This window comes from Streptomyces lincolnensis, assembly GCF_001685355.1.
GTDB lineage: Bacteria > Actinomycetota > Actinomycetes > Streptomycetales > Streptomycetaceae > Streptomyces > Streptomyces lincolnensis.
Genome location: NZ_CP016438.1, coordinates 10,123,781 through 10,148,983, shown reverse-complemented (window position 1 = coordinate 10,148,983; position 25,203 = coordinate 10,123,781). Strand labels below are relative to the sequence as shown.

General features: G+C 70.1%; 23 protein-coding genes and 3 pseudogenes. 13 read left to right on the top strand and 13 right to left on the bottom strand.

Translation table 11 applies throughout. The features are described 5' to 3' along the window. Nucleotides 1-93: 93 nt before the first annotated feature. Together SLINC_RS44625 and SLINC_RS46935 are read right to left on the bottom strand one after the other, a co-directional pair. On the bottom strand, nt 94-4,032 hold the full coding sequence (locus SLINC_RS44625; protein WP_067444338.1) for an nSTAND1 domain-containing NTPase: 3,939 nt from the start codon (nt 4,030-4,032) through the stop codon (nt 94-96). Between the two features lie 231 nt (nt 4,033-4,263). Then, nucleotides 4,264-4,464, bottom strand: a pseudogene (locus tag SLINC_RS46935) (IS3 family transposase); the annotation flags it as partial. 202 nt (nt 4,465-4,666) lie between these two features. On the opposite strand from SLINC_RS46935, the gene SLINC_RS49825 reads away from it, so the two are divergent. From SLINC_RS49825 to SLINC_RS44605, 3 genes and pseudogenes are all read left to right on the top strand, one after another. Continuing rightward, the gene (locus SLINC_RS49825; protein WP_237282097.1) at nt 4,667-4,867 is read left to right on the top strand and encodes a hypothetical protein; all 201 of its coding nucleotides are present in this window, start codon (nt 4,667-4,669) and stop codon (nt 4,865-4,867) included. Next, nucleotides 4,843-5,319 (top strand): annotated as a pseudogene (locus tag SLINC_RS49820) (IS5 family transposase); the annotation flags it as partial. The gene SLINC_RS49825 and the pseudogene SLINC_RS49820, both read left to right, overlap by 25 nt. Nucleotides 5,320-5,434: 115 nt before the next feature. Beyond that, nucleotides 5,435-6,325: a MerR family transcriptional regulator gene (locus SLINC_RS44605; RefSeq protein WP_067444329.1), complete on the top strand. Its 891-nt coding sequence runs from the start codon at nt 5,435-5,437 to the stop codon at nt 6,323-6,325. Between the two features lie 221 nt (nt 6,326-6,546). Here SLINC_RS44605 and SLINC_RS44600 read toward each other — a convergent pair whose 3' ends face one another. The 4 genes from SLINC_RS44600 to SLINC_RS44585 all read right to left on the bottom strand — a co-directional run bounded on the left by SLINC_RS44600 (nt 6,547) and on the right by SLINC_RS44585 (nt 10,843). Beyond that, on the bottom strand, nt 6,547-7,452 hold the full coding sequence (locus SLINC_RS44600; protein WP_211292819.1) for an alpha/beta hydrolase: 906 nt from the start codon (nt 7,450-7,452) through the stop codon (nt 6,547-6,549). Between the two features lie 242 nt (nt 7,453-7,694). Continuing rightward, nucleotides 7,695-8,915, bottom strand: a complete 1,221-nt coding sequence (locus SLINC_RS44595) for a serine hydrolase domain-containing protein (RefSeq protein WP_237282041.1) — start codon at nt 8,913-8,915, stop codon at nt 7,695-7,697. A 372-nt stretch (nt 8,916-9,287) separates the two neighbouring features. Beyond that, nucleotides 9,288-10,157 carry a TIGR03619 family F420-dependent LLM class oxidoreductase gene (locus SLINC_RS44590; RefSeq protein ID WP_067444326.1) on the bottom strand — a complete coding sequence of 290 codons (870 nt, stop codon included), beginning with the start codon at nt 10,155-10,157 and terminating at the stop codon, nt 9,288-9,290. Beyond that, nucleotides 10,154-10,843, bottom strand: a complete 690-nt coding sequence (locus tag SLINC_RS44585; protein WP_067444323.1) for an alpha/beta fold hydrolase — start codon at nt 10,841-10,843, stop codon at nt 10,154-10,156. Before SLINC_RS44585 ends, SLINC_RS44590 begins: the two co-directional genes overlap by 4 nt. A gap of 64 nt (nt 10,844-10,907) precedes the next feature. Between SLINC_RS44585 and SLINC_RS44580 the strand changes: the two genes are divergently transcribed. Further along, entirely contained in the window at nt 10,908-11,282 is a 375-nt protein-coding gene (locus SLINC_RS44580) for a MerR family transcriptional regulator (RefSeq protein ID WP_067444320.1), read from the top strand. A gap of 277 nt (nt 11,283-11,559) precedes the next feature. Here the strand turns inward: SLINC_RS44580 and SLINC_RS44575 are convergent, their stop codons facing one another. After that, nucleotides 11,560-12,141 (bottom strand): dihydrofolate reductase family protein, encoded by a 582-nt coding sequence (locus tag SLINC_RS44575; protein WP_067444317.1) that lies wholly within the window; start codon nt 12,139-12,141, stop codon nt 11,560-11,562. 65 nt (nt 12,142-12,206) lie between these two features. Continuing rightward, entirely contained in the window at nt 12,207-13,046 is an 840-nt protein-coding gene (locus SLINC_RS44570) for a helix-turn-helix domain-containing protein (RefSeq protein ID WP_211292784.1), read from the bottom strand. A 304-nt stretch (nt 13,047-13,350) separates the two neighbouring features. On the opposite strand from SLINC_RS44570, the gene SLINC_RS44565 reads away from it, so the two are divergent. From SLINC_RS44565 to SLINC_RS44550, 4 genes are all read left to right on the top strand, one after another. Beyond that, nucleotides 13,351-14,088 (top strand): dienelactone hydrolase family protein, encoded by a 738-nt coding sequence (locus SLINC_RS44565; RefSeq protein WP_067444312.1) that lies wholly within the window; start codon nt 13,351-13,353, stop codon nt 14,086-14,088. A 311-nt stretch (nt 14,089-14,399) separates the two neighbouring features. Further along, a complete protein-coding gene (locus SLINC_RS44560) occupies nt 14,400-15,587 on the top strand; it encodes an MFS transporter (RefSeq protein WP_067444309.1) in 1,188 nt (395 codons plus the stop codon). A gap of 204 nt (nt 15,588-15,791) precedes the next feature. After that, nucleotides 15,792-16,154 (top strand): VOC family protein, encoded by a 363-nt coding sequence (locus tag SLINC_RS44555; RefSeq protein WP_237282093.1) that lies wholly within the window; start codon nt 15,792-15,794, stop codon nt 16,152-16,154. Beyond that, nucleotides 16,151-17,026 carry a sigma-70 family RNA polymerase sigma factor gene (locus SLINC_RS44550; RefSeq protein WP_067444303.1) on the top strand — a complete coding sequence of 292 codons (876 nt, stop codon included), beginning with the start codon at nt 16,151-16,153 and terminating at the stop codon, nt 17,024-17,026. The genes SLINC_RS44555 and SLINC_RS44550 overlap by 4 nt, the downstream gene beginning before the upstream one ends. A gap of 129 nt (nt 17,027-17,155) precedes the next feature. Here SLINC_RS44550 and SLINC_RS44545 read toward each other — a convergent pair whose 3' ends face one another. Together SLINC_RS44545 and SLINC_RS44540 are read right to left on the bottom strand one after the other, a co-directional pair. Next, the gene (locus SLINC_RS44545; protein ID WP_067444300.1) at nt 17,156-18,118 is read right to left on the bottom strand and encodes an ADP-ribosylglycohydrolase family protein; all 963 of its coding nucleotides are present in this window, start codon (nt 18,116-18,118) and stop codon (nt 17,156-17,158) included. A 137-nt stretch (nt 18,119-18,255) separates the two neighbouring features. Beyond that, complete coding sequence (locus SLINC_RS44540; protein ID WP_067444297.1) at nt 18,256-19,044, bottom strand: SDR family NAD(P)-dependent oxidoreductase; 789 nt, start codon at nt 19,042-19,044, stop codon at nt 18,256-18,258. Between the two features lie 73 nt (nt 19,045-19,117). Between SLINC_RS44540 and SLINC_RS44535 the strand changes: the two genes are divergently transcribed. The 3 genes from SLINC_RS44535 (at nt 19,118) to SLINC_RS44525 (ending at nt 21,558) form a co-directional block, all read left to right on the top strand. Next, complete coding sequence (locus SLINC_RS44535) at nt 19,118-19,732, top strand: TetR/AcrR family transcriptional regulator (protein ID WP_067444295.1); 615 nt, start codon at nt 19,118-19,120, stop codon at nt 19,730-19,732. Further along, nucleotides 19,729-20,181: a maleylpyruvate isomerase N-terminal domain-containing protein gene (locus tag SLINC_RS44530; protein WP_067444293.1), complete on the top strand. Its 453-nt coding sequence runs from the start codon at nt 19,729-19,731 to the stop codon at nt 20,179-20,181. The genes SLINC_RS44535 and SLINC_RS44530 overlap by 4 nt, the downstream gene beginning before the upstream one ends. Before the next feature lie 195 nt (nt 20,182-20,376). Then, nucleotides 20,377-21,558, top strand: a complete 1,182-nt coding sequence (locus SLINC_RS44525; protein ID WP_067444291.1) for an alpha/beta hydrolase family protein — start codon at nt 20,377-20,379, stop codon at nt 21,556-21,558. Between the two features lie 48 nt (nt 21,559-21,606). Here SLINC_RS44525 and SLINC_RS44520 read toward each other — a convergent pair. Then, a pseudogene (locus tag SLINC_RS44520) lies at nt 21,607-21,786 on the bottom strand (IS630 family transposase); the annotation flags it as partial. Between SLINC_RS44520 and SLINC_RS48305 the strand changes: the two are divergent. Both SLINC_RS48305 and SLINC_RS44515 read left to right on the top strand, forming a co-directional pair. After that, a complete protein-coding gene (locus tag SLINC_RS48305) occupies nt 21,767-22,039 on the top strand; it encodes a hypothetical protein (protein WP_159425418.1) in 273 nt (90 codons plus the stop codon). The pseudogene SLINC_RS44520 and the gene SLINC_RS48305 sit on opposite strands and share 20 nt — an antisense overlap. A gap of 87 nt (nt 22,040-22,126) precedes the next feature. After that, complete coding sequence (locus SLINC_RS44515) at nt 22,127-22,696, top strand: TetR/AcrR family transcriptional regulator (RefSeq protein ID WP_067444289.1); 570 nt, start codon at nt 22,127-22,129, stop codon at nt 22,694-22,696. A gap of 404 nt (nt 22,697-23,100) precedes the next feature. On the opposite strand, the gene SLINC_RS44510 is transcribed toward SLINC_RS44515, so the two are convergent. Continuing rightward, nucleotides 23,101-24,105 carry a hypothetical protein gene (locus SLINC_RS44510; RefSeq protein WP_159425417.1) on the bottom strand — a complete coding sequence of 335 codons (1,005 nt, stop codon included), beginning with the start codon at nt 24,103-24,105 and terminating at the stop codon, nt 23,101-23,103. A gap of 288 nt (nt 24,106-24,393) precedes the next feature. Further along, a complete protein-coding gene (locus SLINC_RS44505) occupies nt 24,394-25,170 on the bottom strand; it encodes an SDR family oxidoreductase (protein WP_067444285.1) in 777 nt (258 codons plus the stop codon). Nucleotides 25,171-25,203 lie beyond the last annotated feature (33 nt).

Genomic DNA, 25,203 nt, shown 5'->3' with positions numbered 1-25,203 from the left:
GGCGCCCTGGATTTGTCTATCAATGCAGGCCAGAGGCGTAAACAACCCATTGAGGGTCGCAAACGGGCCATGTTACGACCCGTTCACGCTCCATTAATCGGGGGCCTTTCCTGCGAGCGGCCGTCGTGCCGTCTTCCATGGCCCGGAGCGCGGATGTGCCTCGGCCTTGGGCGTCACGATGCCGTGCGCGGACGCGCCGGGCTTCCGGGACGCGTGCCGCCGAGCGGCGAGCGGCGACGAGGTGGTGCGCGTCGGCGCCGGAGTCCCGGTCGGCTTCGGCGAAGCGGCTGCGGCGGGGCCGACTTCCGCGACCGGGTCGGCGGTGCCGGACACGCCGCACAGGCGCCGGTAGGGCACATCGGGGAGGTAGGTCCGCCATTCGTCGGCGGTCAGGTTGCGGCCGGCGCGCGCACAGAGCTGGGTGACGACCTGCGAGGGTCCGACCGTGTACCGCTGGACAGGGACGTGGGCGCTGCTGGCGTGGATGGAGTCGCCGTGCCCGTCGAAGGCGAGCGAGCGGATCGCCTCGCCGGGCGTGTTGAGGCTGCCACCGAGAGGCTGCCGGGTGGCGGTGTCCCACAGCCGGAGCGCGCCGGAGGCGTAACCCACCGCGAGAGTGCGGCCGTCGGGGCTGAAGGCGAGCGCGGTGACACGGGCGCCGATCGCTCCGTCGCCGGCCACTCCGGCGACGGGCGGGATGACGGCCTCCCGGTGGCGTTCGGTACGGCCGTGCCAGACCGTGACGCTGCCGAAGCCGCCACCGGTGGCGAGGCGGACGCCGTCGGGGCTGAGAGCGAGAACCTCCGCGCCGCCGTCCGGGCCGAGCGGTACGCCGGTGTCCAGGCCGAACGGCAGCGCGGAGGCCGGGCCGGTGAAACCGGAGGCCAGGGCGGACTTCAGGGTCGCGGTCAGAGCTTCGGGCCGGTCGGTCCGCGTTCCGCGGGCGGTGTTCCACACCTCTCCGGTGGGCGAGCCGGCCGCCGTCGCCCGGGAGAGGAGCAGCTTCCCGCCGCCCGGGGTGAGCGCGATGGAGCGGACCGGGGACGATCCACCAGGCTGAACGACCGCCCGCACTCGGTGATCGGTCACATTCCATACGACGAACCGCGCGCCGGACGCCCCCGGCTCCCCCACGCCGTACGCGAAGTCCCGCCTGTCCGGACTGAACGTCATCAGCGGCCCGACGCCCCCGGCCCCACTCCGGCCGTCGGCTGCCGCGAGTGAGGGCAGACGGGCGAGGACACGACCCGTCCGGGTGTCGCGCAGGCTGAGGCGGTAGTGGTCGCCGTGCCGATCGGCGGCGGCCAGCAGGCGGCCGTCCGGGCTGAACGTCTCGCGGTCCAGCGGCCGTTCGAGCCACGGAGAGGTGAGGGGCACTGCGAGGTCGAGGGAGTGCACGGTGCCGCCGGTCAGGTAGCGCAGGGTCGGGCCGTCCGGATCCCAGGCGAGGGCGGTGACGGGTCCGTCGGAGGGGGTGTGGCGGAACACCGGCGCCCCCGCCGCCGATATGCGCCAGGCCGTCGTCCCGTCCGGGCCGGCCACCGCGAGGAACCGCCCGTCCGGGGTGAACGCGAGGTGGGACACGCCGGGTTGGGCGATGTCCGCGAGCTCCCGGCCCGAGGCCGTGTCCCAGACGCGTATCGCAGCGTCGGAGACCGCCGCGAAGCGCATCCCGGCCCGGTCGAAGACGAGGGCGGCGGACGAGCAGTCCACCGCCGACGAGTCCTGCCAGGCGCCGGTGACCGTGCGGTGGCGGACGATGTCCCGCAGCATGAGCGGCTGGTCCTGCGCGCACACGGCCGCCAGGCGCCCGTCCGCGCTCGGCACGACGACGCCCATGACACTGGCGGCACCTGCGGCGGAACGCTCCAGCACCACCGGGTCGTCCGTGAACGCGCTCAACTGCGCCGTCGTATCAGGGCCGTTCACGACGTACGCGCCGACGCCGAGCTCCGAGTCGGCCGCCCCGTGATACCCAACGGGGTCCTCCGTCCCCGCCGGCAGCCGCCACAGCCGGGAGGCGCCGTCACCGTCAGTACCGGCCAGGGCGAGGGTCCGCCCGTCGAGGCTGACCGCGGTCACCGCACGGTCCGGCAGGCGTCCCGATCCGGTACGGCGATGTGTGGCCACGTCCCAGGCCGACCACCGGCCGCCGCCGACACCGAGCAGGGTGCGCCCGGAGTCGGCGAGGAAGTCGCGGGTGTCGTCGTTCTGGTCGGGGTCGGTAAAGGCGTCGCGTTCGGGTTCGGCGAGGGCGTCGACGAGGGCGGCGCGGCTCTCGGGCAGCGGGGCGAGCCGCCAGGCGGCGATGCTGAGCAGGGTCCTGGTGCGGGGATCGGTCACCCGTTCCCCGCCGACGAGGCCGGCGGCCTGGCGGGCTCCGGCCAGGCCGCGCTCCCTCTCCGCCACGTCGCTCTCGTGCCAGGCGATCTGCCCGACGACCAGGACCCCGCACATGACGCAGATGAGCGCCACGACGAGTCTTCGCATGTGGCGCTGTACCCGGGCGGCCGTCCAGCGCTCCATGCGGTGGGCCACCCGAGAGGCGCTGAGAAAGGCGCGCTCCCGTGCGGTGAGGTCGTCGTCCTGCCCTTCGCGGGTGAACAGCACGTCGGCCAGGGCGAGGTTGATCCCCCGGTACAGGGTGCCGGGGTCGCGGCCGTGCTCCTGCCAGTTGCGGGCGGCCTCGGTGAGGTGGCGGTGCATGCGTAGCCGCCCGCGGCTCTCCTCGAGCCAGCACTGAAGCCGGGGCCAGCCGGTGATGAGGGCCTCGTGGGCGAGTTCGACGTTCTCCTCGTCCACGGTGACGAGCCGGGCCCGGGAGAGCCGTTCGAGGACGAAGGGCACCTCGAGGTCGGGCCATTCGCGCAGGTCGGCCCGTCTGACCGGGCGGCGGCTGTCGGGCGTGCCGTCGCCGGGGGCGATGAGGGCGAGCAGGAGCCGGCGGGCGGTGTCGGCCTGGTCGGGCGACAGGCCGCCGTAGACCTCCTCGGCCGCCGCGGCGATCGCTCCGTGGACGCCGCCCGCCTCCTCGTAGGCAGCGAGCGTCAGCACCCCGCTGCGTCTGCGGCGCCAGGTCTCGCGCAGGGCGTGCGAGAGCAGCGGCAGCGCGCCGGGCTGGTCGTACACCTCCTCGGCGATGCGGGCGGTGAGTTCCCGTTCGACCCGCAGGCCGGCCGCCGTAGCCGGTTTGACGATGGCGTCCCGCAGTTGGTCCCGGGTCATCGGGCCGACCGTCAGGCTCGTGTGCCGCAGTGCCTCGGCGAGGCCGGGGTGCTCGGCGCACCGGCCGTGGAAGCCGGCGCTCACCGCCACGACCACGCGCAGCTGGCCGCCGGAGTCCTTGGCGGCGAGCAACTGCTCGACGAACAGCCACCGTTCGGCCCGGTCGCGGCAGAGCGTGAAGATCTCCTCGAACTGGTCGACCACGACGATGCGGTACGGCTCGCCCGGTCCCGGCGCCAGCAGCCGGCCGTGCGTGGCGACCGGCCGCGAGCCGGGTGTGATCAGCCGCAACTCCGCCGCACAGCCCGCCTCCTGGACGACCTTCTCCAGCAGGGGCAGCACGCCGGCCCGCAGCAGGGAGGACTTGCCGCTGCCGGATGCGCCGACGAGCACCGCGAACAGGTGCTCCTTCATCAGCCTCACCGTGTCCTCGGCGAGCTCGGCCCGGCCGAAGAACAGCTCCTGGTCGGCCGGTTCGAACTGGGCGAGTCCCTTGTACGGTGACTCGCCGCCCTCGGTTCCGCGGGCCGCGACGTCGTCGGCCGCCGCCAGCCGGCTCTCCCACTCGTCCGGATTGGCCCCGCAGGCCTGCGCGTACGCGCGCACGATCGCCACTGACGGCAGCCGCTCGCCCGAGGCCGCCCGCGACAGGGCGGCCACCGAGACGCGGGCCTGTTCGGACATCGTCCGGTACGACGGGGAGCCGGCCCGCGCACGCAGTGACCGCAGCTCGTAGGCGAAGCGCTGCACCGGCCCCGCGTCGGGATCGAGCAGCCGCTCGGGGCGTCCCCGCTGTCGGCTGCTCACGGCCGCTCCCGCACATGACTTCTCACATTCACAGACATTCGCTCTCGCAAACGAGCCAGGGTGATCACACGCAGGAGGTAAGTATGTCATGACAGCTTGAGAGTTCAAGGAATGTTTCAAGTCTTTGACAGTAATGCATCCACGACGTTGCGTGATCGTTCAGAGATGGTGCGGTCCTGCTCGCGCAAGCAGGACGAGGGGGGCTGGTGCAGCTTTGGGTGACAGGTTCGGTCACGCGGCCTGGAGGGCCGGTGTGGTCATGACGGTCTCAAATTCGACGGGGGTCAGCCGACCGAGCGAGGCTTGTCTGCGGCGTCGATGGTAGGTCCTCTCGATCCAGGTCACGATCGCGATCCGCAGTTCCTCGCGGGTGGCCCACGATCGGCGGTCGAGGACGTTCTTCTGCAGCAGGCTGAAGAAGGACTCCATGGTGGTCCCCGCCGACACGGCGGTGGTGCGTACAAGGGCCTGTTCCCCCACACGAGGGGCGGATATCGCATCGACCGCGCCATGATGCTCGACGCCGTGGCCAAGATCGATGGCGAGCTCGGCCATCACGGCGAGGCACTGGAACAGGCCGAGCACGCCTTTGCCATGGTCGAAGTCCGAGGGCGGCGCTGGATTCAAGCCGGGCATGTGGGCCGTCGACGGTACCTGGGAGCGGGTGTTCACCGCGCTGATGGCCCAGGCCGACGCGGACGAGGACCTCAACTGGGCCGTCTCGGTGGACTCCACGATCGTGCGGGCCCACCAGCACGCGGCCGGCGCCCGCAAAAAGGGGCCCCGGCCGGCGAACCAGACGACCACGCCATTGGCCGCTCCCGCGGCGGACTGACCACGAAGATCCACCTTGCCGCCGATGACCGCTGTCGGCCGCCGGCCTTCCATCTCACCGCCGGGCAGGCCGGGGATGCGCCCGCCTTCCCGGACGTCATGGCCCGCCTGCGCATTCCCCGGCCGCGCGGACGACCCCGCACCAGGCCGGACGTGATCCTTGCCGACAAGGCCTATTCGTCCCGCGCGATCCGGGAACACCTGCGCAAGCGCGGCATCCGGGCGGTGATCCCGGTCCCGGCGGACCAGAGAGGCCACCGGCTGCGACAGGGCAGCCGCGGAGGCAGGCCGCCGGCCTTCGACCGCGAGACCTACAAGCAGCGCAACACCGTCGAGCGGTGCATCAACCGCCTCAAACAGTGGCGCGGGATCGCCACCCGCTACGAGAAGACCGCAACCATCCACCTGGCCGGACTCCACGTGGCAGGCATCTTCCTCTGGTCCGCCCGCTGATCCAAACGAAACTGCCTAGGGCCTGGCCCCGGTAGCACCTGGATGGGGTTGTTGCACATGCCGTAGCGGCATGTGGTGGGGTCGGGGCACCACAGCACGAAAGGCTCTGTCTGCGATGTACCCCTCCCCCACGCCTCCCCGGCAAGTCAAGATCGGTGATGCCGCTGCGTTCGCCGGGATCACCCCACGCGCCATCCGCCACTACCACGAGATCGGTCTGCTGCCGGAGCCCGAGCGCGGCGGGGACGGCCGCCGCCGCTACGGCTATGACGACATGACCCGCCTGCTGTGGATCCGCAAGATGGCTGATGCCGGTATCAGCCTGGACGACATGCGGGCCGCCTTCGGCGAAGCCCGGGACGAAGCCGGAGACGAAGCCCTGGACCAAGCCCCGGATATCGAGTCGGTCCTGAGCAGGCTGGAGAAAACCTTGGCGGCGCAGGAAGCCGCCATCAAACGTCGGCGCGCGGCTGTCCAGCGCCTGCAGGCGGTGGGCAGCCCGCTGGGGCTGCTCTCCGAACTGGTCACGGACCGGCTCAGCCACCTGCCCCCGGGCGCGTTGCGACCCTCCGATCTGGACGCCCTGCTAGTCACGGAACGGATCTTCGGGCCGCTGGGCGCCGCCATCCAGGCCAGCACGTTCATCGTGCTGGCCACCCACCCCGACCTGCGGGCCGAGGAGGACCGTCGTGAGGCGGCCGAGGCCGCCCTCGACGACGGCGTCGAACCCGACGACCCGCGCGTCGAAGAGCTCGCCGTACAGCGATGCGCTCACCAAATGGCCCTGAATCAGGCCATCGAGGCAGCTGGTCTCGACGCGGCCGAGGAGAAGATCTTCGAGATCTACGACGCCGACCTGAAAGGGGAGGAGGGCACAGAGATGAGTGCCGCCGCAGCGATCACCAAGATGCCTTACGACTTCTCTCCTGCCCGGATGCGCTGCCTGGAACTCGCCGGACGGCTCTTCGGCGAGGCCCTTGCCGACGCCCACTCCGCGGACAGCTGATCGCCTGTGCCTGGCACTGACGTGGCCCGACAACCGGTCGCGTTCATCCGCATGTGACCGATCGGGGCAGACGTCGTGGCGCAGCAGCTCGGTAGCGGCCTGGCTCGAAGGGGGCCGGGATCGCCCCTATCCCCCGGCCGCTTGCCCACGACCTGGGTGGGCTTCCTGCATTCCCCGACAGAGGCAGTCTTGGCCGGTGACTTCTTCGAGTGCCCTATCCCCTACCCTGCGAGCGTGTCCAGGATTTCTGCGACCGGGATGGGATCCAGAGGGCCGACGTGTGACGCCCCGGGAAAATCGTGTACGCGGAAGCTGTTGCCGGGCGTGAACGCGTCGGCTTCCGCGATCATTCTGTCCTGGAGTGCGGTGGCGATCGTCCGGTCCCTGCCGAAACGCAGGTAGGTGCGGGGGATGCGTCCCCAGCTGCCGGCCCGGCCGACCGCTCGGCCCGCATACGCGGCGACCGGCTCGTCGGTCTGCATGCCGGCCAGTATCCGGCGGAATTCGGCGTCGGAGTAGTCCGCGCAGATCATCTCCTTCAGCAGAGCCAGCTCACGGCTGTCACCTGTCCGGAAGTTCAGTCGTAGTACACCGAGCCGGTCCGGGTCACCCACCGTCAGCTCGACCGGGCTGACGGCGTCCGCGTTCTCGGGTGCCGCCGTGCAGGCGTCCGCCGTGGGCAGGACGCGGCTGGGACAGAAGGCCGCCATGTAGCAAATGTGGTGAAGCAGATGCGGGACGGCATCGCCGACACGGCTGACCGATACGCCACCCAGGCTGTGCCCGACCAGCACCACCGGGCCGTTCCGTGCCGCCCGCCGCACGATGCCCGTGACGCGCGCCTCGTAGTCCTCCAGCCCGAGGCCCTTCAGCGGGGAAGGCTCGGTCGCCATCGCTGTGAGGTCCTGCCGCTGATACGACTCCGGCACGAATGCCTCCGCGCCATGGCACGGCTGGTCCACCATGACGACGCGGTGACCGCGCAGCGTCAACTCCTGCGCGATCGGCAGCCAGAACGCGCCGGCGCTGTGGGTACCGTGCACCAGCACGTAGGTGGTGACCCCGCGACGCGGGTCCGCTGCGGCCGGCGAGGTTCCGAGCCCGGTGGCCAGGGCCGCGCCCCCCACCGCGAGTCCCAGCCCACGCAATGCCGTCCGTCTGGTGGCACCCGTTCGTTCTTCGACGGATGGTGCTGCGAGTCGATTTCGCGCTGGCATTGAATCTCCTTGGCGCATATGCGGAACAGGGCGAGTAGTTACCGATGCGGATCAATGTCGGAACTTTGCACGGCGAGGCAGGGCGGGATCAATGGCCCCTTCCTCATACGGCGATTAGCCGTCGCAATCGATCCGTGTACGAGAGGGCGTTGCTAGGCATGACGACGGGAGTCGCCCGCGCAGAACTCGGCCTTGACGGCCGCGTCCTCCAGTTTCTGCTCACCCCAGTCGCTGTTGCGGTTCATGGTCAGGACGTGTCGGCCATCGGCCGAGGCCACCGTCCGGGTTCCGGAACCGGGGATCATGCCGCCGTGGCCCCAGACCCGGCAGCCCGCTTTGAGCTTGAACTGCCGGATACCGAGGCCATAGACGTCCTCCGGACCGCCGTGCCCCTTGTCTCCGTCGACGGGGACGGCATCGAGCAGCTCCCGTTGCTGGGCGTCGGGAAGCAACTCGCCGCCCAGCAGCTTGGACACGAAGATGTTCACGTCGCCGACGGTCGAGATCATCTGCCCGGCCGAGAAGGCTACCGTGGGGCTGAACTCAGTGACGTCACGCACCTTTGCGTGCCGCCCCTCCTCGAAAAGGGTCGAGTAGTGCGTCGCATGCGGTGACGGCAGTGTGGGCGAGGCGCCCGGCACGCTGGTGCCGTGCAGGGCGAGCGGCTGGATGACGAGGCGCTCGACCGCCTCCTTGTAGGTGTCGCCGGTGACCTTCTCGATGATCATCCCGGCGAGGATGTAATTGGTGTCCGAGTAGTCCCACTCACCGGGCTTGCCGGGCCTGCTGCCTTGCTCCGGCTGGAAGTTGGGCGGGTGGGCGAGTGCGATGGCCAGCAGCTGGGACGGGGACCACTTGGTGTGACGGTTCCTGTCGAACTCGTCCCCCGCGTACTTGGCGCGGAATCCTTCGTCCATGTTGTAGTCGAAGATCCCGCTCGTGTGGTTGAGCAGGTGCCGCACGGTGATGTTCTCGGGCCGGTAGCCCTTGCCGCGCACCACCCCCGGCAGCCATTTCTCCACGCTGTCGTCCAGCGACAGCCTTCTGGCGGCTTCGAGCTTGAGGAGCACCGTGGCGGTGAAGGTCTTCGTCACGCTGGCGATGCGGAACTTCTCGTGGGTGCTGCGCGGATGCCGGACGGCGAGGTCGCCGACACCCGCCCGGCCGTTCCACACCCCGTGGGCACCGCGCACCTGGGCGACGACTCCGGGGGTGCCCTGCGCGACGATCTCGTTCAGCACAGCCTGGGTCTTCGCATGTAATCGGGGCGGAGCGCGGTGGAGCGAATCGGCGTTGGTGGCGGTGGCCGCGGCGAGCGTGCCCACGGCGATGAGACCGACGAGCAGATGACGAGGCAATCGGAGATCACTCATGCGACCACCTCACCAACTGCGCGATCCACACACCATCGGGGAGAACCCGGGATCCGCTCGGGGAGACGCCCTAAGGGAGTCCCCCCCCCCACATCATTCGACGTGCTCGACGCGGGCGCGGACCTGTAGTGCCAACTGCCCCCGCGTCGAAGGCGACTGCCCGCAGTCGTGACCATCCGGCGCGGGCAGCGCCTCCCGAACTGCCGTCGAAACGCTGCTCCGCGACGCAAGCAGAGCCAGGATCCCCATCCACACGCGAGCGCCGTCGGCGAAGGCCCAAGGGCTCCGTCTTCAGGTGCAGGTGGGTGGGCGTCAACGGCCGGCGTTCTCGAACTCGTCGCCGACTACGCCGAGCGCACGCGTCGCGGCCGTTCAGCGTGAGCAATCGGGAGACCTGGGCGCTGTGGTTGGTCCCTGTCGGTAGAGGCTGTCAGGAGCGGCCCGGGCGAAGGCGGCCATCCGTCGGGCGTAACCGTCCGGGTCGCCGAAGTGCACCGCGAGGTGTTCGGCTCCAGCGGCCCGGAAGGCCTCGGCGGTGCGAACGGCCTCGCCGACGGTGCGGTCCGGGCCGTGCCAGTCGATCCGGGTGCCGGGGGACACAACGCGGCCGTCCGTACGCGCCCGCAGGTACGCCAGCCGTTCGGCGAACGCTGTCGGATCCAGGCCCACGCCCTGCCAGACGTCCGCATACCGGGCCGCCCGGCGCAGGGCGGCGTTGGTGACACCGCCGGTCATCACGGGCACCGGACCGTCGGGGCGTGGCTCGAAGACGCCTGTCTCGAAGCCGTACCAGCGGCCCTCGAAGGGGCCCCGGCCGACCCGGAACAGGTGCCGGAGCAGTGCGATGGCTTCGTCCGTGCGGGCCGCCCGGCTCCTGAAGTCGGCGCCGACGGCGGTGAACTCGCGTTCGTCCCAGCCGATCCCCACGCCCAGGGTGATCCGTCCGCCGGACAGCCCGTGCAGGGTCGCGACCTGTTTGGCCACCACGAAAGGACTGCGCATGGGCAGGACGAGCACGGAGGTGCCGAACCGGATCCGGGTGGTCGCGGCCGCCAGCCAGCCCATGGTCACCAGCGGTTCGAGGACCCCTCCGTACACCGGGCCGTACTCGCCGGGCGGCAGGATGTGGTCGGGGAGCCATGCCGTGTCGTAGCCGAGGTCCTCGGCCTGCCGCGCCAGGTCGGCGAGTGGGCGCGGGTCGGCGCCCGCGGCCTCGTTCGGGAGGACGACCTGCAGCTTCACTCCCCCTCACCGTCCTTCCCTTCCGCATGCGAAAGGACGTGGAGAAAGTCGAGGACGGGCTTCAACCACTCCTCCGGCCGCTCGACCATGACCACATGGTCGCTGTCGATCTCCGTGTACTGCGCGCCCCTGATCCCGGCCGCCAAGGCGCGGGAGCCGGCAGGCAGGACCACGCTGTCGGCGGTCGTCGCGACGACCAGCGTGGGCGCGGTGACTTCGGCCAGGTCACCGGTGGTGTCGAGGGAGGGGATCAGGTCGATGTGCGGGTGGAGTCGGGGTGGCACCTCGGCCCGCCAGCCGGGGAGGAGGCCGAGCGCATGGTCGTCGGGCCGCGCGAACCCGGCGGTCAGTACGAGCGCGGTCACCCGCTCGGGATGGCGTACGGCGGCGCGCACCGCCACCAGCGTGCCGAGCGAGAAGCCGAGCACCGCGAACCGCCCGACGCCGCGCCGTACGGCGGAGTCGACGACAGCGTCCGCGAGCTCATCGAGGTCCAGTGGGGCGGCGGCGACCGGGGTGTTACCCGAGCCGGGGTAGTCCGGGGCGACGACGGTGTGGGCGGCGGCGAGGGCGGGCAGAACCGGGGCGAAGTTGTCTTCGATGCTGCCGGTGGCTCCGTGGGCGAGCAGCAGTCCTGGGCCGGTTCCGGTGACGGTGATGGCGAGGGCGGGGAATGAATCGCGCATGCCTCATACGTTGACCCATCACACCGGTGTGAAGGTCAAGTCCCACGTGTGATGAGGAGAATCAGTGCTGATAGGCGAGCTGTCACGGCGGACTGGAGTGGTGGCCCGGCTGCTGCGGTACTACGAGGAGCAGGGCCTGCTGTGCCCCGACCGCGACAGCAGCGGATACCGCGTGTACGCCCCCGACGCCCCATACGTCGTCGCCCGCATCCGAGGCATGCTGGCGGCCGGGCTGACCACCGACGCCATCCGCGAGATGCTGCCGTGCGCCACCGACGCCGGGCCGGGGATCGAGCCCTGCCCGGAGGTACTGCGGACGATGAGCGCGCACCTGGAGCGGATGGACGCAGACATCGCGGAGCTGCACCGCCGCCGGGCCGCGCTGGCCGCGTTCCATGACGCGACCGAGGCGCGGCAGCGGCAGGCGCGGGCTCGCTGAGGGGCGCCGGCCGCGTCCCCGACGAGCCATACCCGTGCTCCGCACTGCCCTGCCCCGGGCTGTGCGGAGCACCCGGAGCGTCCATCCCCGAAAGATGGCAAGACCGACGACCGGCAGTTAGGGTCCGGAGCATGGCGCACCGAAGCCCGTAACTGCACATGTACTGCGCAGGAGCGGATCAAGGCCGGCCGCGGCCACCTGGGGCATCTACCAGCGGAGACCGCCGCCTACCGGCACCCCGGCCCAGCCGCGGGCCGCGAGGTGATGGTCAGATCGGTCAACGGCGCACCCGATAGCTCAGGTGAAGCACCCGGTTGCCCTGAATCACCACGTCAGGATCCTCCAACAGGTGCTGCGCGTCGACCGAACCGAAGTAGCGCTTGCCGGACCCGAACACGACGGGTACGACGTCCATGCGCACCTCGTCGACCAGGCCCGCGGCAAGGACCTGGCCACCGACGTCGCCGGCGGCGACCTCGACGACGCGGTCGCCCGCAAGCTCCTGCGCCTTGGCCACGGCTGCCTCGACGCCGTCGACGAAGTGGAACGGCGCCTTGGGATCCCAGCCCTCGGGCTGCGGCCGGTGCGTCACGACGACCACGTGGTCGATGCCGCCCGGAGGCTTTCCGTCCCAGCCGTCCGTCATGTCGAAGACGTGGCGGCCGGCGATGGTCACCCCGATCTGGTCCCAGTACGGCCGGGTGTAGTCGTAGGACGTCTGCGACACCTTCACCACACCGCTCTCGTCCAACGGGACGTCACCGCTGGACAACCAGTCGAACAGCGGTCCGGGCTGGTCGTTCTCGTCCGCGATGAAGCCGTCCACCGACACCGAGCTGTACATGACCACCTTGCCCACGGGGCTCTCCTCTGCTCTGAGGTGCCCCAAATTAGCGTGTTGTGAGCTGTCACTCTTGTAAGAAATCAATCGGCCGGCAGCGGCCAGCTGTCCAGCACGTGGCCGGGATGTTCGTGCAGGAACCGCCGCCGGACTTCGACGTACTGGGTTGGTGTGAGCCCGGTGAACGCCCGGAACTCGTGGCCGAAGTGGGCCTGGTCGAAGTAGCCTGCGGCACCGGCGAGTTCGCCCCAGTCGATCGGTTCGGCGGGGTTGATCGCGAACACGGTGGCGGTGAATCGGTAGGTGCGGGCCAGCCGCTTCGGCGTGACGCCGACGAGCTCCTTGAACCGCTGTGCCAGATGAGTGCTGCTGACACCGGCTGCCACCCTCAGGTCGCCGATCGTCACCGCCCCGCCGGTCGCCGCGATGGCCCTGCTCGTCTGGCGGACCAGCCCCAGGCCGGCGGTCTCGCACAGCCGTCGCCTGAGCTCCTCCTCAAGCAGCATCAGCATCTCGTGCGGTCCGCCCGCCGTGGCCAGCCGGTCTCGCAGCTCAGCAACGGCGGGCGGGCCCCACACCTGCTCCAGCGTCACCGGCCGGTCACACAGTTCGGCCGCGGGCATCGGCAGGAACGGCGCCAGCCCCCACGGCTTGAAGTGCACGCCGACGGACCGGGTCCGGAGTGGGTAGCCGAACTCCCACGCGCGGGTGGGCATGGTGACCACGCAGCCGTCGGCGTACTCGGCCGTCTCGATGTCGGTGCCGGCGCGGACACGGAACGGCGCCCCGAGGTTGACGATGAGCAACGCCGACGGTGCCGGCGGCAGCGTCAGCCGGGCGTACGGCGACGCGCCCTCCAGGTAATAGAGGTCGTCGATCAGCCCGTCCAGCGGCGGTCGCGGCACTCTGGACACGTACTCCACGCCCCCAGTATCGCCGACGCCCCCGCCGGCGTCGCGCGCCGGAATGGTCCAGCCGCGCTGCCGCCGGCATCGAGGCGGCGCCGATCCCGGACGCACGCCCGGCCGCGGACAGTGCGGAATACACGTTGTAGGAGGCCTGACCGAGATACGGGTCAAAGGGCACCTGGATGGACAGCTGCCGTGGGGACGAGGTTTGTGACGGTTCCTGTGAGCCCTCGCCGTATTTCAGGGGGATGTCCGCGCTGCTCTGCCTGCGGCAGAACAGCGGCCGGACCGGGCTCGACGATCACTACAGTCCAGTCTCATGACGACGATTACGACGCGTACGGTCGAGTACCCGGCCGACGGTCTGACGATGATCGGGCACCTCGCGCTCCCGGCCGGTGTCGACCGCCGGCCCGCAGTGCTGCTCGGACCAGAGGGCACGGGGCTCAGCGACGTCGAGCGCCGCCGGGCCGATGCTCTCGCCGAACTGGGATACATAGCGCTGGCCTTCGACCTTCACGGCGGGCGCTATTTGAGCGACCCCGAGGAGATGCTGGCCCGTTGCATGCCACTGCTCTCCGATCCCGACCGGATGCGGAGCATCGGCCATGCAGCGCTCGACGTGTTGCGCACCGAACCGCGGACCGACCCCGACCGGATCGCCGCCGTCGGCTACGGCACCGGAGGCGCTGTCGGGCTGGAACTCGGGCGCGACGGCGTCAACCTGCGCGCGATCGGCACAGTCAACGCACTGACCACGGGCCGACCGGGCGAGGCGGCGCGTATTCGCTGCCCGGTGTGGGCCGGGGTCGGGTCGGAAGACCCGATCATGCCGCCCGCGCAACGGAACGCGTTCGCCGCTGAGATGCAGGCCGCGGGCGTCGACTGGCGCCTCGCGGTCTACGGCGGCGCCTTGCACGCCTTCCACCACCCGCCGGTCGACCACCCCACGGTCCCCGGCGTCGGCTACCACCCGCAGCACGCGCGGCGAGCCTGGCGCGACGTCGTCGACCTACTCGCCGAGTGCCTGCCCGTGACGGAGGAGCTGGGAGCATGACCCCGGCGAACATGCTGCCGGCCCGCACAGCAAAGGCGTGCCACCGCGGCGTGCGGAGCACCCGAGAGCTCTCCGCAAAGCCCGATGCCGTTCCTCTGTTCGCTTCTGCCCTCCATCTGCGCGCCATTCCTTTACGCTCAAGGAGGTCATCAACTACCGCATGACATCTGCCCGGTGATGGAGTCGGCGTGGGGTGCGCGTCCCCGCTCCACGCCACCAACTGGACGGCTTCAGGCGCAGCCACAGGTCGGCACATCCGGACGCCGGCGACCCCGTTGGCGCGTCCCGCCGGGCGGCGAAAGGGATGCGCCGTGCCTTCGGCTTCGGCGAACTACCGCACTTTGCTGCGCACTTCGGGTGCCGCGGCCTTCTTCCTTCCCGCCGCTGTCGGGCGTCTGGGCATCGCCATGACGGGCATCGGCATCGTCTGGCTGGTACACGCGCGCACCGGATCGTATGCCGCTGCGGGTCTCGTCACCGGCGGGTTCGCTGTTGCGGACGCTGTCGCCGGGCCCCAACTCGGGCGCCTTGTCGACCGGTTCGGGCAGGTGCGGGTGCTCCCCTGCGCGCTGGTCGCACATGCCGGGGCCGTGGCGCTGCTGCTCGCCGGCGCCGTTCCGGACCTCGTCGCCGGAGTGCTCGTCGGGGCGACGCTGCCCCAGCTCGGTGCCCTGTCCGCCGCTCGCTGGTCCGCCCTGCTGTCCGGCGAACGGGGTGCCGCGCTGCCCACCGCCTTCGCCCTGGAGGCCCTCGTCAACGGCGGGTCCTACATGGCCGGCCCGGCCCTGGTGAGCGTCCTCGGTGCGGCGGGCCACCCGAATGCCGGGGTGCTGCTCGCCGCCGTACTCGTCGTCGGCGGCGGGCTCGCCCTCGCCGCCCAGCGCCTCACCATGCCACCCCTCACCGGCCACGCGGAGCGCCGGCACGCCGGACGCGCCCTGCTCCGCCCCGCATTCCTGCGGCAGGTCGCGCTCGGCCTCACGCTCGGGGTGTTCTTCGGCGCCATGCAAGTGTCCGTCGCCGCATACGCCGTCGGGCGCGGCACACCGGACGCGGCAGCCCTTCTCTACTTCTCCTCCAACTGCACCAATCTGGTGGGCGGCTGGGCCTACGGAGCATGGCGTCACAACGGTTCGCCCCGGCGCCACCAGGCCGCAGCAGCGGCCTGCCTCACCCTCGCGAGCCTCCCGCTGACCGTCCTCGACGCGCCCCTCGCGATCGGCGCCACCCTCGCCCTGACCGGACTCGCAGTCCCGGTCCTGCTGATCCTCACCTCCGTCCTCACCCAGTCGTCGGTGCCCCGCGCCGTCCTCACACAGGCGTTCACCTGGGGCAACTCTGCCAGCGCCGCAGGATCGGCAGCAGCCGCGGCGGTCGCGGGACGGGTGGTCGACGCGGGCGGTGCACACGGCGGCTTCGGCGTTGCGGCGGGGGCCGCGGGGGCGATGACGGTCCTGGCACTCGGCGGCCGCCGGCGCCCGCGAGAGCTCTCAAAGTGAGGTTCCCCCACAACGCAGTGGCTTCGTGAGTCCATGTGCCTGGCCTGCACGCATGCTGCCGAGCCACACCTCACGCGCCCGGCGTCTGCCCGGCCGACCGGCCCTGTTACCTTCTTCCGCCGGCGCTCGTCATAGGTGTGACGACCGAATACGAACGGTCATCGAACCAACGAGTGAATCGAGAACCGGATGCTCACCAACATCATGTACGTGACGCTCTACGTCACCGATCAGGACCGCGCGCTGGAGTTCTACACCCAGGGACTCGGCCTGGAAAAGCGGATCGACTACCCAGGGCCCGAGGGACGTTTCCTCACTGTCGGCGTCCCCGACAGCCCGGTGCAGATCATCCTGTGGTCGCAGGCGGCGGGCGCGGGGCAGCCGGTCGGCGTGCCCGGTCCGCTGATCCTCGAATCCGACGACTTGCGAAAGGACTTCGAGGTCATGCGCCGACGCGGTGTCACCTTCGACGAGTCCGAACCGCAGGAGTATCCGTTCGGGCTCCGCCTCGAGGCGGTGGACCCGGACGGCAACCGGGTCTCGCTCCGTCAGCCGCGAAAGCCGTGACCACCCACCCGCCCGGCTTCGTCGCCGAGGCCTTCGAAGCCCAGCGCGATCGGCTGCGCGCCGTCGCGTACCGCGTGCTGGGCTCGCACGCCGACGCCGAGGACGTGGTCCAGGAAGCCTGGATGCGCCTCGCCCGCCAGGACGAGGCGGCGATCGGCAACCTGGCGGGGTGGCTGACCACGGTGGTTGGCCGCCTCAGCCTGGACCTTCTGAGATCCCGCCGAGCTCATCCCGAAACCGCCTACGAGCAAGAGTTCGCGAACCTCGTAGTAACACCGGACGACGACCCCGCGCCGGACGAGCAGGTGGCGTTGGCCGACTCCGTGGGCCTGGCCCTGCTCGTCGTGCTCGACTCGCTCACCCCGAGCGAACGCCTGGCGTTCGTCCTGCACGACATGTTCGCGGTCCCGTTCCAGGAAATAGGCCAGATCCTGGGCAAATCTGCCGACGCCACGAAGATGGTCGCCAGCCGCGCCCGCCGCAAGGTCCGAGCCACGGACCGGCCGGCGGGCCCTGGCCGTGAGCACCGACAGGTCGTCCAGGCGTTCAGCGCTGCTGCTCTCAGTGGCGACTTCGAAGCGCTCCTGCGCGTCCTCGACCCGAACGTGAAACTGACCGTCGACACCCCCGACGGCAAGGTGGTCACCCTCGGCGCCACCAAGGTCGCCTCCGGCGCCCGCATGTTCTCCGGCAAGGCGGCCCGCCAACGGCCCGTCCTGATCAACGGTGTCCCCGGCCACATGTCCTGGCGCCCCGACGGAAGTCCTCTGTCCATCATCGCCTTCACCGTCACCGAAGGCCGGATCACCGGCATCCGCATCGTCATCGACCCGGCCAAACTCGCCTCGATCCAACTGCCCGCCCCAGCTTGAGCCGGTGTTGTCAGACCCGCCCCTGTCCGCGCACGTCATCTCGGCCCGACCGAGCACCACGAGCAGGCAGCTGCCGTGAGACCGGGACCGGTGCTCGGCGGAGTCGGCTCACGGGACATCGAGGCTCTCTCACAGGCTGCCAGCTGGCAGATCACCGGCGTGAGTGGTTTCGAGGCGATGTGCAAGGTGGAGCAGATCTGCCAGGTGCAGTACCCGTCCGTCAAAGCCCGGGAGGGGTACGTGGAGCGGCTGGGTCCAGTGGGCGGGAATCGCATCCAGCCCGTAGTACGCCCCCGCGAGGCCGCCGGTCACTGCGGCGACGGTGTCCGTGTCACCGCCGAGGTCGATCGCCGCGCGTATCGCCTCTTGGAAGCTGGTGGTGGTGCGCAGGGCCCAGACGGCGGAGCCGAGGCAGGGCCAGACGGCGCCGTTGAACTCGGTGGCCTGATCGGGGTGCCAGTCGGGTGCGAGGACGGTGGCGTAGCGGCCACGATGGTCGGGGTGGACAAGAGCCAGGATGTCCGGGAGCGCGGTGAGGGGGTCGGTGTCCTCGAACGTGAGGCGGATGAGTTCGTGGAAGATCGCGGTGCCTTCCCAGGCCGCGCGGTCACCGTGGGTGAGGGCGGCGATGCGGCGGGCCGCGTCCATGGTGGCTTCCCGGCCTGCGGCCGCGCAGTGGACCGCGGAGGTCGATGCCCGCATCAAGGAGCCGTTTCCCGCTGCTCGTTGGTTGACCTGGAAATGGATGGCGGCGGCGAGGTCCCAGGGCATGCCGTTGGTCAGGACGTCTTCGGTCTGCAAGCCGATGTCCTTCGGTTCTGCTGCCGCCCACCGCTGGAAGCGGGCGAAGATGTCCGGCAGATCCAGCCCGCCCCGCTCCAACAGCGACTCCCCGACCAGGACGGCCATCTGCGTGTCGTCAGTGGCCTCGCCGGGGTCCCAGCCACCGCCTCCGCACATCTCGCCCCCGCCACCAGGCGTGGGAAACCGCGTGGAGAACGCTCCTTGGGGACCGAACTCGAAGGGGCCGCCCAGGGCGTCACCCACCGCTGAACCGACGATCGCGCCGGCAGCCCGCTGGATCCGCTTCATTCGCGCAGGCTATCCGTGCCGTGCCAACGGCCACATGGCCCTGTTCCTTCGTCGGCTCCCCGAATCCGAGGGCGGCGAACGGGTCTCGCTTACGGAGGCACGCCGTCTGAGGGGGCAGGACGGAGGAGTGGCGCCGGTTAACGGCGGGCGATGCGGCCCATGAACCGGACGGTCACGCGGCGCGGCAGGAACTTGCTGGCGAGGGCGAGCGGGCGGCCGTTGGTGATCACCGACGGGGGCGCGGAGCGGCGGTCGAGCGTGTCGAGGGCCGTCTTGACGACGTCGGCAGGGGTGGCTCGCTTCGTGCCGTAGTCGGCCGACTGGCTGCCGGCGGCGTCGAAGAACTCGGTCTTCGTGGCGCCGGGGCACACGGCGAGGACGCGTAGGCCGGTGTCGCGGTTCTCTTCCCACAGCGATTCGGTGAAGCTGAGGACGAAGGCCTTGGTGGCGCCGTAGACGCTGAGGTACGGGGTCGGCTGGAAGCCCAGCAGGCTGGCGACGTTGATCAGGATGCCGGTGTCGGTGGAGGTCAGCGGGTCGATGTAGGCGCGGCTGAGGTCGACCAGTGCGCTGACGTTCAGCGCGATCATGCTCTGCAGGCGGTCCGGGTCCTCGTCGGTGAGGGCGTTGTGGGTGCCGAAGCCGGCGTTGTTGACGAGTCCGGTGGCGTGGATGCCGCGGGATTCGAGTTCGGCGCGCAGTGTGCGGCCGGCGTCGGGCAGGCCGAGGTCGCGGGCGACGACGGTCACCGTGACGCCGTGGGCGCGGGTGAGTTCGTCGGCCAGGTCCTTGAGCCGGTCCGCTCGGCGGGCGACGAGTACGAGATCCGCGCCTCGGCGGGCCAACTGGCGCGCGAATTCCGCGCCGAGCCCGGAGCTCGCCCCGGTGACGATGACGGTCTGACGGCGATAGTCGATTTTGCTCATGGCATGCACTTTACGCACCTACTTGCACTGAGTGCAAACAAATGCATCTGATGCACAGATGTACCATCGGTGCATGCCTCAGAAACCCGCACCTCTCCGTGAGCAGACCCGCTCGGTGGTTCGCGCGCTCCTCGCCCGGACCGCCCTCGAACTGTTCGCCGCCAAGGGGTACGACGACACGACGCTCGAGGAGATCGCCGCCGCGGCGGGTGTCTCCAAACGGACCCTGTTCAACTACTTCCGCAGCAAGGAAGACCTCGCGCTCAACGGTCTGGCCGAGCAGGGGGAGCTGATCGCCGCGCGGCTCGCCGAGCGCCCGGCCGACGAGGATCCGTGGACGTCGTTGCGTGCCGCGTTCCAGGCGCTTGAGGAGATCGACGTCACGGCCGAGCGCCGGCTCGAGATCATCACGCTGCTGTTCGGCAATGAATCCCTGCGCGCCGGCCACGCCGAGAAGCAGGCCCGCTGGCAGGAGTTGTTCGCACCGCTCATCGAGCCGCGACTGCCCGACTCCGACCACCGCACCCTGGAGGCGCGCGCGATCGCGGCCGCGGCGATCACCTGCCTTCAGACAGCAATAGAAGAGTGGATGCGCCTGGGCGGACAGGTCGACCAGTTCGACCTGTACGACGCGGCCGTGCAGGCGATCCGCCGCCCCGCCTCACCGCCAGAGAAGACAACGACATGAGCGACCGCCTGTCCCCCGCCGACCTGCCGAACATGGCCGCCGCCCTCCGCGCCGAACGCGCCGAGATGCTGAACTTCACCAGCAGCCTCACCGACGACGAATGGACCGCGCCCAGCGCCGCAGCCGGATGGCGCATCGCCGACGTCGTCGCCCACATCGGTGCGACGGCGCGGAGCTTCCACACGCCCACCGGGCTGCGCATGATCTTCGCCACCAGTCTTGACCGAGTGAACGAGGACTCCGTCGACCGACGGCGGGACTGGAGCCGCGCCAAGGTGATGGCCGAGTGCCAGCGCGCCGGTCGGCGAGCCACCACGCTCCTCGACGTCGTCAGACGCACGCCCGCCGCCCGAGTACGGGTACCGCTGGCCGAAACTCGGTCGCCACCCCCTGGGTCGACCGACCCGTGCCGCCCACCGATGCGGCCCTGTTCTCGTATGGTGCTGTGACCGCATAGGTTCACCGGGTTGGCGGTCGTGGCGGTTGAATGGGCGGTGACGTCGCCACCGGCTCGTCTCCAAGGTGTAGACCGCCCGCCCACATCTGTGTGATACCGAAGTCTGACGGGATCCGCCGACAGGGGTACGACCAAGTACCCCTGGAGCCGGACGAGTTGTAGAGAGTCAGGGCCTAGCTTCGACTGCATGATCCCCAGACAACGCAGAGCCGTTGTGACCACTCTGCTAACCCTGGCCCTATCAGCGCCGCTCTTGAGCGCCGCACCGGCCGTGTCCGTCAACGCCGCGCAGATTGCGCCCCAAGTCCCGTACAGCAGCCGGTTAGAACTACCGCCCCCCACCGGTCCGTACCCCGTGGGCCGCCGCACCCTGCACTTGGTCGACCGGCACCGCACCGACCCATGGGTACCGACGGCCGGTAACCGGGAGCTGATGGTGACGGTCTCCTACCCAGCACGTTCGGCGAGTGGATTACCGGCGACATACATGACAGACGAGGAGGCGCAGCTCCTCTTGGCGGCGAGAGGAATCGACGGCGTCGTGCCCCACGAAACGGTAGCCGGGGCACGTACCCATGCGCACGTGGGCGCTCGTCCGGCGCCAGGGCATTTCCCCATGGTGCTGCTCTCCCCGGGCTTCTCGATGCCGCGCACCACCCTCACCTCGATCGCCGACGATCTCGCGAGCAGGGGCTACGTCGTCGCCTCGGTGGACCACACATACGAATCCGTCGGCACGGCCTTCCCTGGGGGCCGGACGCTGACCTGTGTGGCCTGTCAACGGGTCGAGACCAAGGAGGAGCGGGCGGCCGTCGTGCGCGGCCGGGTCAAAGACATGTCCTTCGTGATCAGCGAGTTGACCAAGGGCCGACAGGCCGGGGCGCTGTCGCATGTGATCGACCCAAGCCGGATCGGAATCGGCGGGCATTCGATCGGGGGTGCAACCGCGGCGGCAACCATGACCGCCGACCGTCGTGTGCGGGCGGGGGTTGACCTGGACGGTGACTTCTTTGTGCTCCCTGCTGCGGCCGGGCTCGGCGGGCGCCCGTTCATGATGCTCGGCGCCGAGTCCACGCACAGCCCCAGCAGCCTGTCGACCGACTGGCCTGAGGCGTGGAAACATCTGAACGGCTGGAAACGCTGGCTGACCGTGGTCGGCGCTGAACACTTCTCCTTCACGGACCTGCCGTATCTGGCCGGGCAGTTGGGCCTGTCGGACCCTGCCATACCGCTGTCCGGAGAACGCGGATGGTACATAACCCGCGACTACGTTTCAGCCTTCTTCGACCTCCACCTGCGGGGCATATCGCAGCCGCTCCTCGATGGTCCCAAAGCCACGCATCCTGAGGTCGCATTCCAGCAGCCGTGACCTGGCGTCCGATAATCGTGCCGCGACCGCACAGGTTCGCCCAGTTGTTCATGCCGCCGTTTTGAGGGGGCGTCCGCCCCAGCGGATGCCTTTCTCGCTGCGGATGCGGGCGCGTTCCTTGCGTTCGGCGGCCAGGACGTCGCGATGGCGGGCGTTGGCGTTGCGCCAGCGCAGGTAGGAGTGCAGGGCCCGGGTCTGCACGGTGTGGTTGGGGTGGTGGGAGATCGCACAGGCACCGGTCGCCGGGCTCGACGCCCGCATCGCACCGACTCTCACCGGTCCCGGCGGCGGTACCTGGTGGATCGACAAAGCAGGCGCCCTGGCTCCGTGCGACGGCACTGTCGCCGCGCACGTCACCGCCCCCGCGCTGACCTTCCCCGACTGGGGCACACGGCGGTCGCCCTGGCGTGACAGCGACGTCACGGTCACCGGCGACACCGAGCTCGCCGCCCGCTTCCTCGACGCCGTCAACGTCATCTGACCGGGCACGGGAAGCCCGTCCGGCACCCCGCGAACCTTCGTAAACCGATCGGTTTTCATTCAGGTGGAATCGAGTTAACCTCACGGTGTGACCACCAAGGCGAAGCAAAGTCCCCGGGAGCGGCTGCTGGAGGCTACAGCCACGCTCACCTACCGAAACGGTGTCGGCATCGGCGTCGAGGCACTGTGCAAGGCGGCGGGAGTGTCCAAGCGCTCCCTGTACCAGCTGTTCGAGAGCAAGGGCGAACTGCTGGCAGCCAGCCTGGAGGAACACGCCTCCGCCTATGCGGCGGGGGCCCTGCCCTCGGCGGACGACGACCGTTCACCCCGCGAGCGGATCCTGCACGTCTTCGAGCACGTGGAACTGCAGGCGGATACGCCTGAGTTCCAGGGCTGCCGGTACCTGGCCGTGCAGATCGAGCTGAAGGACCGGAGTCACCCCGCGAGCCAGGTTGCCCACCGGATCAAGGCGAACCTGACAGCCTTCTTCCGCGCCGAGGCCGAACAGGGCGGGGCGAGCGATCCCGACCTGCTGGCCCGGCAGCTGATCCTGGTCTTCGACGGCGCCAGCGCCCGCGCGGGAATCGGCGCCGACAACCTGACCGGGCTCGTCGTGCCCACCGTGGCCGCCCTGCTCGATACGGCAGGCATGGGCTGACGTATCGCCTTTCCGGGCAGGTTCGGTGACCGGTGTGCCCTTTGAGCTGATGCCGGGGCCCAGGGATCCGGCACTGCCCGTACAGCTTCATGCCCTTGCTCCGCGACGCTCAGGGCGCAGCCCGATGGCCGCGTAAGGGAATTGATGAGCAGCCGGGCACGGGTCTTGTCGGCCTCGGCACCCAGCGGCAGGGCATGGCTGGAGCCTCATCCGGCGGACGCCCCCGCACGCGGCCGGAACATCTCGGCGGAGACAGCGGGTGTCCGTCTGCTACCCGGTCCCCGCCGACGACGTCAAGTCGGTGACGTACGAGGTGAAGGACCATGTGCAGGCCTTCGGCAAGGTCGCAGACGTACCCGTGCCGGCCGCCCGCCGACCCGACGGGCGGCTCTCGGCGGGCGGCGTCAGCCGAGCGGGATGGCCGAGATCGAGAACGGGAGCTCCGGCTGACCACCGGTCTGCCCGGTGTTGTACTGGCTGTTGACCACCAGCAGCCGGCCACGTACCACTCGCGCGGTGCTGGGATGCAGGAAGTCCGAGCTGATCACGGACTCCACCTCGGCCGCCGACCAGTCCTCGGCCGGCCGCAGCACCGAGACCTGCGGCTGCGGGTTCTGCGGGGAGAGCCCGCCGCGGACCACGTAGAGCCGCCCGTCATGCCAGACAAGGCCGTCGCCGCCGTACAGGAAGGCGCCGCCGAGGTCCACCTGGTGGATCTCCTTGGAGGTCCGGTCGAATCGGTACAGCTTGCCCGACTGGCTGTGCACGGCTATCAGTTTGTCGCCGTCGACCGCGATGATGCCGTTGAGGTTGTGCCCGTCGACGTGTTCCACCGGAGTGCCGTCCAGGTCGAGCCAGGGGTGCATGCTCCAGCGCCCGTCCCGCTCGCTGATCCGGTAGATGAGGTGACCGAGCGAGTCGGTCGCGTAGGCGGTGCCGTCCTCGGCGATGCTGATGTCGTTGACGAAGCCACCGGGCACGCCGGAGACCGTGGCCAGGAGCCCGCGGGATCGGATGTCGTAGATCCACACCCGGTTTGTCGGGCCTCCGCCCACGTAGAGCCTGCCCTGGTCGTCGGAGATGATCCCCGACGTGGTCGTACGGCCATGCACGCCACCCCGGAGCCACACCCGCATCCTCTCCCGGCCGGGCGTGCCCACGTAGAGGGTGCCCTCCTGCGTGCTGCCGGTGAAGAACTGGTCGGTGACCTGGTCGTACGCCAGCCCGCCGGGGTATGCCCGCGGGCCCGGGACGACATACCGGGACGGCAGGCCGATACCGGCGTCGTTCCGGAGTTCCGCAGCCTGGGCCGACGGGGTGGGAGCCGGATTTCCGGTGTGCGTGGAGGCCGCGGCGGGGGTGGCCACGAGCAGGAGGGTGAGGGCGACGGAGACGGTGGGGATACGCACGGAGATCTGTCCTTTCGACGGCATGTCACCGATGATCAGCGGACGCCTCTCGGCCGGCCAGGGCTCAACCCTGCCCAGGTACGGCGAAGAACCGTCCTGCGGGCTCTCGCCCAAAGTGGTTGTGGAGTGCGCGAAGTCGAAGGAGCCTGCCCGGCCGCAGAGCATCCGAGGTGAACAAGATGGTCGAGCGCCCGATCACTTCGCCTTCGTACTTCTTGTCCATCGTGGCTACACCGACTTCGCCGAGTGATCGTTGCCCGCGGCCGGGGCCCACCGGTGAAGCGCCGGTCAGGAAGCCTGGCCGGTGGGCATGATGGTGACCTGCTGGAGGTTCACCCGCGGCGGCAGCGAGGCGATGAAGCCGACGGTTTCCGCGACGTCCTGCGCCGTGAGCCACTCCATCGCATCCTTGGAGTCGGCCAGCCAGTCCCGGGCGCCCTGGTCGGTGACGTGGCTCTGCAGCTCGGTGCCGACGATGCCCGGCTCGAGCGCCGAGACGCGGACGTTCTTCGCGCCCAGCTCGACCCGCAGGTGACGGGAGAGGTGGGTGACGTACGCCTTTGTGGCGGAGTAGACGGCGAAGTTCGGGAAGATGTTCTGCGCCGCGATCGAGGAAGTGTTGATCAGGTCGGCCACACCGAGCTCGGCGGCGGCCTTGACCAACTGCGGTGTGAAGGCGCCGATCGCGTTCATCAGGCCGGTGATGTTCAGGTCGATCTGCTGCTTCCACTGGTCGGTCGCCAGTTCCTCGACCGGAGCGGGAAGCATGACTCCGGCATTGTTCAGGAGCAGGTCAGCACCGCCGAACTCTGCCTCCACCCGGTCGGCGGCGCGTTGCACCGCGACGGCGTCGGTCACGTCGGCGGCAATCGCCACCGCGCTGCCGCCCTCCTTCTCGATCCGGGAGACCAGGTCCGCCAGCCGGTCGGCACGCCGCGCCAGGACGACGACGCGGGCGCCCAGGGACGCCAGCTGCTCGGCGGAAGCCTCGCCGATGCCACTGGAGGCGCCGGTGACGACGGCGACGCGACCGGCCAGAGGGCGGGGGGTGGTGTTCGTGGTCATGATGCGTACCTTCCAAGCGATAGGAGGGAGGGC

Excerpts from the sequence above, each read along its gene's own strand:
- SLINC_RS49825 (WP_237282097.1), top strand. The coding sequence starts at position 4,667 with ATGTGGGCCGTCGACGGTACCTGGGAGCGGGTGTTCACCGCGCTGATG.
- SLINC_RS44605 (WP_067444329.1), top strand. The coding sequence starts at position 5,435 with ATGTACCCCTCCCCCACGCCTCCCCGGCAAGTCAAGATCGGTGATGCC.
- SLINC_RS44595 (WP_237282041.1), bottom strand. The coding sequence starts at position 8,915 with ATGAGTGATCTCCGATTGCCTCGTCATCTGCTCGTCGGTCTCATCGCC.
- SLINC_RS44585 (WP_067444323.1), bottom strand. The coding sequence starts at position 10,843 with ATGCGCGATTCATTCCCCGCCCTCGCCATCACCGTCACCGGAACCGGC.
- SLINC_RS44565 (WP_067444312.1), top strand. The coding sequence starts at position 13,351 with ATGACGACGATTACGACGCGTACGGTCGAGTACCCGGCCGACGGTCTG.
- SLINC_RS44555 (WP_237282093.1), top strand. The coding sequence starts at position 15,792 with ATGTACGTGACGCTCTACGTCACCGATCAGGACCGCGCGCTGGAGTTC.
- SLINC_RS44545 (WP_067444300.1), bottom strand. The coding sequence starts at position 18,118 with ATGAAGCGGATCCAGCGGGCTGCCGGCGCGATCGTCGGTTCAGCGGTG.
- SLINC_RS44540 (WP_067444297.1), bottom strand. The coding sequence starts at position 19,044 with ATGAGCAAAATCGACTATCGCCGTCAGACCGTCATCGTCACCGGGGCG.
- SLINC_RS44535 (WP_067444295.1), top strand. The coding sequence starts at position 19,118 with ATGCCTCAGAAACCCGCACCTCTCCGTGAGCAGACCCGCTCGGTGGTT.
- SLINC_RS44530 (WP_067444293.1), top strand. The coding sequence starts at position 19,729 with ATGAGCGACCGCCTGTCCCCCGCCGACCTGCCGAACATGGCCGCCGCC.
- SLINC_RS44525 (WP_067444291.1), top strand. The coding sequence starts at position 20,377 with ATGATCCCCAGACAACGCAGAGCCGTTGTGACCACTCTGCTAACCCTG.
- SLINC_RS44505 (WP_067444285.1), bottom strand. The coding sequence starts at position 25,170 with ATGACCACGAACACCACCCCCCGCCCTCTGGCCGGTCGCGTCGCCGTC.